General features: G+C 61.6%; 10 protein-coding genes. 9 read left to right on the top strand and 1 reads right to left on the bottom strand.

Features of this window, described 5'->3' with window-relative positions:
• Positions 1-14: 14 nt before the first annotated feature.
• On the bottom strand, positions 15-902 hold the full coding sequence (locus IMW75_RS13415; protein WP_237142282.1) for a PAS domain S-box protein: 888 nt from the start codon (positions 900-902) through the stop codon (positions 15-17).
• 297 nt (positions 903-1199) lie between these two features.
• On the opposite strand from IMW75_RS13415, the gene IMW75_RS13410 reads away from it, so the two are divergent.
• From IMW75_RS13410 to IMW75_RS13370, 9 genes are all read left to right on the top strand, one after another.
• Positions 1200-2087 carry a Dyp-type peroxidase gene (locus IMW75_RS13410; RefSeq protein ID WP_045057620.1) on the top strand — a complete coding sequence of 296 codons (888 nt, stop codon included), beginning with the start codon at positions 1200-1202 and terminating at the stop codon, positions 2085-2087.
• Between the two features lie 134 nt (positions 2088-2221).
• Positions 2222-2974, top strand: coding sequence for a GntR family transcriptional regulator (locus IMW75_RS13405; RefSeq protein WP_045057619.1), 753 nt, complete (start codon positions 2222-2224; stop codon positions 2972-2974).
• Positions 2971-4716, top strand: a complete 1746-nt coding sequence (locus IMW75_RS13400; RefSeq protein ID WP_045057618.1) for a fumarate reductase/succinate dehydrogenase flavoprotein subunit — start codon at positions 2971-2973, stop codon at positions 4714-4716. Before IMW75_RS13405 ends, IMW75_RS13400 begins: the two co-directional genes overlap by 4 nt.
• Positions 4717-4742: 26 nt before the next feature.
• Positions 4743-4988 (top strand): 4Fe-4S dicluster domain-containing protein, encoded by a 246-nt coding sequence (locus IMW75_RS13395; protein WP_007946457.1) that lies wholly within the window; start codon positions 4743-4745, stop codon positions 4986-4988.
• 147 nt (positions 4989-5135) lie between these two features.
• On the top strand, positions 5136-6542 hold the full coding sequence (locus IMW75_RS13390; RefSeq protein ID WP_205892871.1) for an ABC transporter substrate-binding protein: 1407 nt from the start codon (positions 5136-5138) through the stop codon (positions 6540-6542).
• Between the two features lie 133 nt (positions 6543-6675).
• Complete coding sequence (locus IMW75_RS13385) at positions 6676-7458, top strand: ABC transporter permease (protein WP_045057616.1); 783 nt, start codon at positions 6676-6678, stop codon at positions 7456-7458.
• Positions 7458-8306, top strand: a complete 849-nt coding sequence (locus IMW75_RS13380) for an ABC transporter ATP-binding protein (RefSeq protein ID WP_045057615.1) — start codon at positions 7458-7460, stop codon at positions 8304-8306. The genes IMW75_RS13385 and IMW75_RS13380 overlap by 1 nt, the downstream gene beginning before the upstream one ends.
• A complete protein-coding gene (locus IMW75_RS13375; RefSeq protein WP_205892870.1) occupies positions 8303-9265 on the top strand; it encodes a HEAT repeat domain-containing protein in 963 nt (320 codons plus the stop codon). Before IMW75_RS13380 ends, IMW75_RS13375 begins: the two co-directional genes overlap by 4 nt.
• A complete protein-coding gene (locus IMW75_RS13370) occupies positions 9262-9549 on the top strand; it encodes a DUF971 domain-containing protein (RefSeq protein ID WP_205892869.1) in 288 nt (95 codons plus the stop codon). Before IMW75_RS13375 ends, IMW75_RS13370 begins: the two co-directional genes overlap by 4 nt.
• The last annotated feature ends 14 nt before the right edge of the window (positions 9550-9563 follow it).

Raw genomic sequence — 9563 nt, 5'->3', positions numbered from 1 at the left:
CGGCGACAGAGACTTCAGACTAACAATGCAAACCTGCGTCGCTGCGCTCCGACTGCCTGTCCGAATGAGCGTGGAATGAGTGTCCGGATGTTGGTGGGCTGAGTGTCCGGATGGCGTGGAATCCGCAGGCTGACATCGCGAATGCTGCCCCACATGCGTAGCAGGTGCCCGTTGACGATGGTTGCGCGCACGTCGTTCTCGACGTAGGCGGGCGATCCGTCATGGCGGCGGTCCACGGACAAGGCGCAGTCGACGCTGAATCCTGCTTCGATCAGGCGCCGCACAAATTCCTCGTTGGCCGGGCTGCGCGGCCAGTAGAGCCGGACCGGTTGCTGATTGAAATCGACATCCGAAGGCATTTCGTAGACGTCGGCCATCGCGCGGTTGCACAGGCGCCAGTGCGAGTCGTTTTCGAACACCTGGCGCACGATTTCATCCGGTGAGTTGTTGATGTCTACTGCTTCAGCAAACTCGATGCACCAGTAGGCCACCTTGGCGCTCTGCAGCATCTGGCTCATCACTTCATTGGCGTTGTGCATTTCCCGCAGGCGATGCCCCAGTGTGCCCAGCGGTATGTTCAACAAGTGCAGGCAGGCCGGCTGAACCTCGCGCCACTGCAGCAACCCGCTGGCAATCACGTGCAGCAGGCTGCCGTTGTGTCGGATCAGGGTCAGCTCAAGGCTCTGAACCTGCTCGTCCGCAGGCGGGTTGGCGAACAGTGCTCGCAGGGTGCGAACCGATTCGACGCTGTAGAGGTGTTCGATCGGCTGGTTCAACGAGTTTTCCGGCGAGTAACCCAGTTGATCGCTCAAGCTGGCGGACAGGCTCACGAGCAGCCCGTCGGCCCTCAGGGTGCTGGTGCAGGGCGGCGCCTTGTGGGCCAGCAAGTTCAGGATATCCATGGTGAATCGGCTCGGGTTGGCTGAGGGTCTCAAAAGCAGGGCACATCGCATGCCAAGCATATCTGTCGTAGCACCTGGAGCAGTTGTAGCAACTGCAGCAGGTGGAGCAGCTGTACAGCGTGTGCTCCCACAATCTTTGCCAGCTGCACAAAAGTGCTGCGATATTGCAGCACGTTCAGCATTTTTACAGCGATCAGCCGACGAAGCGGGCATGCGCAAGTCCTGCTCTACATGAAAAACGCATGTGTATACGATCCAGGACCCCGGTAAACTGCGCAGCTTTTTCAAGGAGTCGATATGAGTCACTACCAGCCGGGCATCCTCGCCACCCCCGTTCCGCTGCAAGCCCGTCATCTGTTCTTCGCGCTGGTGTCCGTCGAAGCCCTGCCGGCTGCACTCGACAACCTGATGCAACTGGTAGACGGCAAATCCGCCGTAGTGGGCTTTGGTGAGTCCCTGGTCATGGCACTTCACGCCCGGATCGATGGCCTGCGGGCATTTCCGGCGATGACAGGTGTGGGCGTCGATAACCCGTCGACCCAGCATGCGCTGTGGTGCTGGCTGCATGGAATCGACCGTGGCGAATTGCTCAATCGCAGTCAGGCCATCGAAGCGGCACTGGCTCCGGCGTTGCGTCTGGTGCAGATGAATGAAACTTTTCGCCACCTGACCGGCCACGACCTGACCGGTTACGAAGACGGTACGGAAAACCCTCATGACGAAGCTGCCGTGGCGGCGGCGTTGCTGGGCGAGGGCGCTGAGGGCCTGGTCGGTGGCAGTTTTGCCGCGATCCAGCAGTGGCAGCACGATTTGAAAGGTTTTCGCGCGTTGCCGTCCCATGAGACGGACAACATCATGGGCCGGCGCCTGAGCGACAACGAAGAACTGGACGATGCGCCAATCTCCGCTCACGTCAAACGCACCGCTCAGGAAAGTTTTGCCCCCGAGGCGTTTGTGGTGCGTCGTTCCATGCCCTGGATTGAAGGCGACCGTGCCGGCCTGATGTTCCTCGCGTTCGGCTTCTCCCTGGACGCCTTCGAAGCCCAGCTGCGCCGCATGAGCGGCCTGGAAGACGGCATCACCGATGGCCTGTATCGCATCAGCCGGCCAATCACCGGCGGCTACTACTGGTGCCCGCCGCTCAAGGACGGCCACCTCGACCTGCGCGCGCTACGCATTGGCTGACACGGGATGGCAGGGTGAAGGAGCAGGCTCCTTCACCTGAAACTGCCGACTAACCTTATACCCAAACGTTATTTCCCAGCCGTATATCAGCTCGATATGATCTTGTCATAACTCGTTATAACAAGTGAATAGCCATGACCGATAACGTCCTCTCCCTCGGCAGCGTGCCGCTGCACACCCAACTGCGTGATGTGCTGCGTGCGCGAATCCTCGACGGTGAATATCCGCAAGACAGCCAGATGCCTTCCGAAAGCGAGCTGGGCAACCTGTTCAAGGTCAGCCGCATCACGGTGCGACAGGCTTTGGGCGATCTGCAAAAGGAAGGGTTGATCTTCAAGATTCATGGCAAGGGCACGTTCGTGGCCAAGCCCAAGACCTTTCAGAACGTCAGCACCTTGCAGGGCCTGGCCGAATCGATGACCGGGCGCGGCTATGAGGTGATCAACCGCTTGCGCAGTTTCAAATTCATCGGCGCCGACAAGCTGGTTGCCGAACGCCTTCAGGTAGCCGAAGGCGACATCGTGGCGCAGATCAAGCGGGTGCGGCTGATCAACCGCGAGCCGATCTCCCTGGAAATCACCTATCTGCCCCAGGCCATTGGCGAGCGCCTGGAGAAGGCCGACCTGGTGACCCGCGATATTTTTCTGATCCTGGAAAACGACTGCGGGCTATCACTGGGGCATGCCGACCTGGCTATCGACGCGGTGCTGGCTGACAGCGACCTGACCCAGGCCCTGGGTGTGGAAGCCGGTTCGCCGATCATGCGCATCGAGCGCCTGACCCACGATGCCGCTGGCCGCCCCGTGGATTTCGAACACCTCTACTACCGCGGCGATGCCTTCCAGTACCGCTTGCGAATCGACCGGCAAAAAGGGGATCAGGCATGACCCACAGTTACGAGAACAGAAATACCCTCGAACAGGAATACGACATCGTCGTGATCGGCGGCGGCACTGCCGGCCCCATGGCGGCGATCAAGGCCAAGGAGCGTAACCGCGACCTGCGGGTGCTGCTGATCGACAAGGCCAACGTCAAGCGCAGTGGCGCCATCAGCATGGGAATGGACGGCCTCAACAACGCGATCATTCCCGGGCATTCGACGCCGGAGCAGTACACCAAGGAAATTACCATTGCCAATGACGGCATCGTCAATCAGGCGGCGGTGTACGCCTATGCCACCCACAGCTTCGAGACCATCGAGCAACTGGACCGTTGGGGCGTGAAGTTCGAGAAGGACGAAACCGGTGACTACGCGGTGAAGAAGGTCCACCACATGGGCGCCTACGTCCTGCCGATGCCGGAAGGACACGACATCAAGAAGGTCCTGTATCGCCAGTTGAAACGCGCGCGGGTGAGCATCACCAACCGGCTGGTGTGCACGCGCCTGCTGATTGACGAAGAGGGCGCGGTCAACGGTGTGATGGGGTTCGATTGCCGCACGGCCGACTTCCATGTGATCAAGGCCAAGGCGGTGATCCTTTGCTGCGGTGCCGCCGGTCGCCTGGGGCTGCCGTCCTCGGGCTACCTGATGGGCACCTACGAAAACCCGACCAATGCCGGCGACGGCTACGCCATGGCGTATCACGCAGGCGCCGAACTGGCGAACCTGGAATGCTTCCAGATCAACCCGCTGATCAAGGACTACAACGGTCCGGCCTGTGCCTATGTCACCGGCCCCCTGGGCGGCTACACCGCCAACAACAAGGGCGAGCGGTTCATCGAGTGCGACTACTGGAGCGGCCAGATGATGTGGGAGTTCCACCAGGAACTCGAAAGCGGCAATGGCCCGGTATTTCTCAAGCTCGATCACCTGGCCGAGGAAACCATCCAGAACATCGAAGAGATCCTGCACAGCAACGAAAGGCCCAGCCGCGGCCAGTTCCACGCTAACCGTGGCACCGATTACCGCACGCAGATGGTTGAGATGCACATCTCGGAAATCGGCTTCTGCAGCGGTCACTCGGCGTCCGGGGTCTGGGTCAACGAGAAGGCCGAGACTTCGGTGAAGGGGTTGTACTCGGCGGGCGACATGGCGGCCGTGCCGCACAACTACATGTTGGGCGCATTTACCTACGGCTGGTTCGCCGGCAACAACGCCGCAGATTTTGTCGCCGGGCGTGATTTTTCAGCGGTTGATGCCGGGCAGGTCGAAACGGAAAAGCAACGGGTCTACGCGCCTCTGGACCGCACACACGGCCTGCCACCGGCCCAGGTCGAATACAAGCTGCGCCGATTTGTGAATGACTACCTGCAACCGCCCAAGGTGACTAAAAAAATGCAGATCGGCCTGCAGCGCTTCAGTGATATCCAGCGCGACCTGGATCAGATCAAGGCACACAACGCCCACGAGCTGATGCGTGCGATGGAAGTCAGCATGATCCGCGACTGCGCCGAAATGGCTGCCCGGGCTTCGTTGTTCCGCGCTGAAAGCCGTTGGGGGCTTTACCACCATCGGGTCGATCACCCGCAGCGCAATGACCGTGACTGGTTCTGCCATTGCCACCTGAAGAAGGGTGAAGACGGCTTGATGACCAGTTTCAAGAAAGCCGTGGAGCCCTACATCATTCCACTCGACGCCGACGAATTGCAGGCCTACGACAAGTTGCGGGTCGGCGCTAACGCCGCCTGACAATCGATACCAGGAGAGCCCGAACCATGGCCTATCAACCCCAGGAAATTTTCTTCCGCTCCAACGCGCCGGTGACCGTCGACGAGGACCTGTGCATTGCCCACAAAGGCTGCACCGTATGTGTAGACGTCTGCCCGATGGACCTGCTGGCGATCAATCCGGCGACGCAAAAGGCCTACATGGCGTTTGATGAATGCTGGTACTGCATGCCTTGTGAGAAGGACTGCCCGACCGGGGCGGTGAAGGTCGAGATTCCCTATCTGTTGCGCTAAAGCCCAATCATTGTGGAAGCGAGTACAGACAACTTGTAAAGCCATCCGGCCACCCCCGGACGCTGGATTAAACCACCCCTCGTTTCCCACCGCGCCCTGATCGTGGCGGAGACGAATATTCTATAAATGATTCGAGGGGATACACCCATGTTATTGCGTGCAGCGTTTGCCGGTCTGGTACTGGCTTCATTGACCCTGTCGGCCTCAGCCGAAACCATCCGCATTGCCATCGGCACCCAGGACACCACGATCAATTGCGCCGCTGGCGGCCTGCTGATTCGTGAGCTTGGGCTGCTGGACAAATACCTGCCCCGGGATGGCCAGTACAAGGACGCCCAGTATGAGGTGCAGTGGAAAAACTTCACCAGCGGTGCGCCCCTGACCAATGAGATGGTCGCCGGCAAACTCGACTTCGGCGCCATGGCGGATTTCCCCGGCACCTTCAACGGGGTGGCGTTTGAAGCCGCTGGCAAGCACAGCCTGTTCATCAACGTGTTGTCGGGCAGTATCAAAGGCAGCGGTAATGGCATCGTGGTGCCCAGCGCGTCCAGCGTGCAATCCCTGGCCGAGCTCAAGGGCAAGACCATCTCCGTACCGTTCGCCTCGACGGCCCACGGCATGTTGTTGCGAGCGGTGGCGGCGCAGGGCTGGGATCCGCTCAAGGATGTGAACATCATCGCCCAGCCGCCGGAGGTTGCAGGTTCTGCGCTGCAGGCCGGGAAAATCGATGCCCATGCCGACTTCGTGCCCTTCGCCGAACTGTTCCCGAGCCGGGGCTTTGCCCGCAAGATCTATGACGGTGCGCAAGCCAATGCACCGACCTTCCACGGCGCCCTGGTCGATCAGGCCTACGCGAAAAAGTACCCGGAAATCGTCGTGGCTTACCTGCGGGCGAGCATTGAGGCCAACCAGCTATTGGCCGCAGAGCCGGAGAAGTACAGCGAGTTGATCGCCAAGGTCACTGGCGTCGATGCCGAGGTCAATTACCTGTTCCACGGCCCGCTCGGTGTGCAGACTCGCGACCTCAGCTGGAAGCCGGAATACCGTCAGGCGGTCGGCACGGCCATCGATACGCTCAAGCTGCTGAAGAAGGCGGATCGCGGCCTCGACCTCAATACGTTCATCGACGACCAGTACATCCGCGCCGCGTTCAAGGCGTCGGACCTGGATTACTCCGCCCAGCTTGGCAATTACGCCCAGAGCCCGTTGAAGGCAGTGGATGCGGCGAACGGCCAGGTCATCACCGACTTCAGTCGCGTGGCCGAGATCTGGGTGCGCGGTGAACCCAAGGTTCGCCAGTATGCCTCGGCGCAGACAGCGTTCAGCGCATTGGCGCAGTTGAAAGCCGAGGGCAGGAACATCCGCGCGGTCTATGCCCAGGCGAGTGACAGCGGGATCAAATTGCTGGCGGACCAGGCGTGGTTTGCCAGCAACGCCAAGGGCGAACTCAGCGCCTTCCTGCTCAAGGGCCAGGCCCAGCAATACGCCACGGCCCAGGGCGGCAAAGTCCTCGACTTCACGGATGCCACCACCCAGGCGGTTGCTGCCCGGTAATCAAATTGGAATGCGGCCAACGTAGGAGCTGCCGAAGGCTGCGATCTTTTGATCTTTCTTCTGATAACCAAAATCAAAAGATCGCAGCCTTCGGCAGCTCCTACGGGGGGCGTGTCGCCATTGGGAATTGTTTATGTACCGATCATTTATCCGCTGGACCCCCAGGGCCGCTTCATTGCTGCTCTGCCTGCTGTTCTGGCAACTCGCTGCCAGTCATCACTGGAACCTGGGCCTGGTCACCTTCGCCAACGTGCCGACGCCGCTTGCGGTTGTCGAGGCCGCACTGGGGCTTGGGGAGTCGGGGAAACTCGGCCGCCACCTGGGCAGCAGCCTGAGCCGGGTATTCGCCGGTTACCTGGCGGCGCTGGTCATCGGTATCGCTCTGGGCCTGGCCATCGGCCGCTCGAAGCGGGCTGAAGACTGGCTGCTGCCACCCCTGGAAGTGCTGCGCCCGATTCCCGCCGTGGCCTGGATTCCCCTGGCCATCCTGATGTTTCCCTCGTCGGAGCTGTCGATGGTTTTCATCACCTTCACGGGCGCGCTGTTCCCGATCCTGTTGAATACCGTGCACGGCGTCGAAGGGGTCGATCCAAGGCTGATCGCCTCGGCAAAAAGCCTTGGGGCAGGGCGCCAGGCGATCCTTCTGGAAGTCATATTGCCCGGTGCTGCACCGAGCATTATCACTGGCCTGGCCATTGGCATGGGGACCTCGTGGTTCTGCCTGGTGACCGCCGAAATGATCTCCGGCCAATACGGTATCGGCTACTACACCTGGGAGTCCTACACCGTCCAGAACTACGCCGATATCGTGGTCGGCATGTTGCTGATCGGTGTACTGGGCATGGGCAGCAGCCTGCTGATCAAACGTCTCGGCGGCCTGTTCACGCCGTGGCACCGACCACGAGGAAAAGCCTGATGAGCATTGATCAAGCCATGCAAGGGCGCATCGACATACGCCAACTGTCGATCCGCCTGGGTGACGGCAGAACGGCTTTTGAAGCGGTGCAGGGCCTCGACTGCCAGATCGAGGCGGGGCAGTTCGTGTGCATCCTCGGCCCTTCCGGTTGTGGCAAATCCACCTTGCTCGGGGCGCTGGCCGGGCACCTGCAGACCTGCACCGGCACGCTCAGCGTTGATGGGGCGAAAGTCTCGGGACCGTCGCCCCAGCGCGGCATGGTGTTCCAGCATCACACGTTGTTCCCCTGGCGCACGGTGCGCGACAACGTCGCCTTCGGCCTGAAGATGCGTGGCATCGGTAAAACCGAGCGACACCAGGCCGCTGACGAGATCCTGGCCCTGGTCGGGCTTGAAGGGTTCGCCGAGCGCTGGCCTGATCAGTTGTCCGGGGGCATGCAGCAGCGCGTCGAAATCGCCCGGGTGCTGATCAATCGCCCGCGCCTGCTGCTGATGGATGAGCCCTTCGGCGCGCTCGATGCCCTGACCCGGCTGAACATGCAGGAACTGCTGCTGGACATCTGGACGCGAATTCGCACCACCGTGGTGTTCGTCACCCATGACATCGATGAGGCGTTGTTCCTGGCCGACCGATTGCTGGTCATGAGTTCGCGCCCGGGGCGGATCATCGAAGACCTGCGCCTGGACTTTGCGCGGCCCCGCGCCAGCGAACTGGTGACCAGCCACGAATTCTCCCGCTTGAAGCGTCACTGCCTCGAGTTGTTGCGTCACGAAGACGGTCGGCAGCTACCGCGCCTGAACCCTCTCGGACTACCCCCAGAAAATAAACTGCCGCGATTTGCCCTATGACCTCTCTATTCGATGTAACCGATAACGCTGACATTCTTGCCCTGCAAACACGCCTGAGTGATGAGGATCCGGGCGTGCGCAGGATTGCCCTGATTGAACTGGCTGATCTCGAGGAGCCTGAAGGCCTGGTCTGGCTGGTCGACCGACTGGCCGAGGATCCGGCTGAAGAAGTTCGTGCCGAAGCCGCACGGCTACTGGAAGCCTGGGAGGATGACCCGGTCGTCGAGGCATTGTGCCAGGCCCTGACCGACCCTGCGCAGACAGTACAGGCCGCCGCCGCGCAGAGCCTCAGCCTGCTCAAGAGCGAGGCGGCAGGCAAGGTGATCCTGCCGTGGACCGTGCATGCCGAGGTGCAGGTGCGCGTCGCCGCGTTTCGGGCTCTGCGCGAGTTGCGCCTCACCGATGCCGCCGCTGCCGCCTCTGCCGCCTTGCTCGATGTGGACCCAGGTGTGCGCCGCGAGGCGGTCGGCGTGCTCGGCTGGCTCAAGCAGCTCGATGCCTTGCCGGCGCTGGCGACGCTGGCCAGCCAGGATCCCGACACAGAAGTTCGTCGTGCCGCCACCGGCGCCCTCGGTCTGGCTTGCGGTGCCCAGGTCCTGCCGGCCCTGCGTCAGGCCCTGCGGGACAACGCCTGGCAGGTTCGTGAGGAAGCCGCTACGACCCTGGGCAAGGTCGGCCACGTTGACGCGGGCCCGGCGCTGGTCGATGCCCTGGGCGACGATTACTGGCAAGTGCGCCTGCGCGCCACCCGCAGCCTCGGGCGCTTGCGCTATGTCCCGGCGCTTGAGGCCCTGATCGACACCCTCGGCCATCGCATCAGCAACCTGCGCAAGGAGGCGGCGCTGGCCCTCGGCGAGTTGCAGGACCCGGGCGCCATCGCGCCATTGCAGGCAGCGCAGGATGATGGCGATCCGGAAGTCCGTAAAGCGGTGCGCATTGCCTTGAGTCAACTGCAATGAATCCGCTGGCGGTTGGCAATTCCCAGGCTCGACAGCAATTGCGCCTCAACTGGCCGGATGGCCGTGAACAATTGCTGGACCATGCTGAACTGCGCCGCCAGTGCCCGTGCTCGCAATGCCGGGCGTTTCGGCTGCGAGGGCAGGCGCCGCTGGTGGACTCGCGGGTGCGGGTGATCGAGGTCAATGACCAGGGGTATGGGGTGCAGCTGGTATTCAGTGATGGACATGAGCGGGGGATTTTTCCGTGGGCCTTTCTTGCCGGACTGGCTAATATCTCCAATTGAACACGCCCCCCCCA

It is taken from the genome of Pseudomonas gregormendelii, assembly GCF_017114825.1.
GTDB classification, from domain to species: Bacteria; Pseudomonadota; Gammaproteobacteria; order Pseudomonadales; family Pseudomonadaceae; genus Aquipseudomonas; species Aquipseudomonas gregormendelii.
The sequence above is the reverse complement of the archived record's forward strand: the minus strand, read 5'-3'. Positions and strand labels throughout refer to the sequence as shown.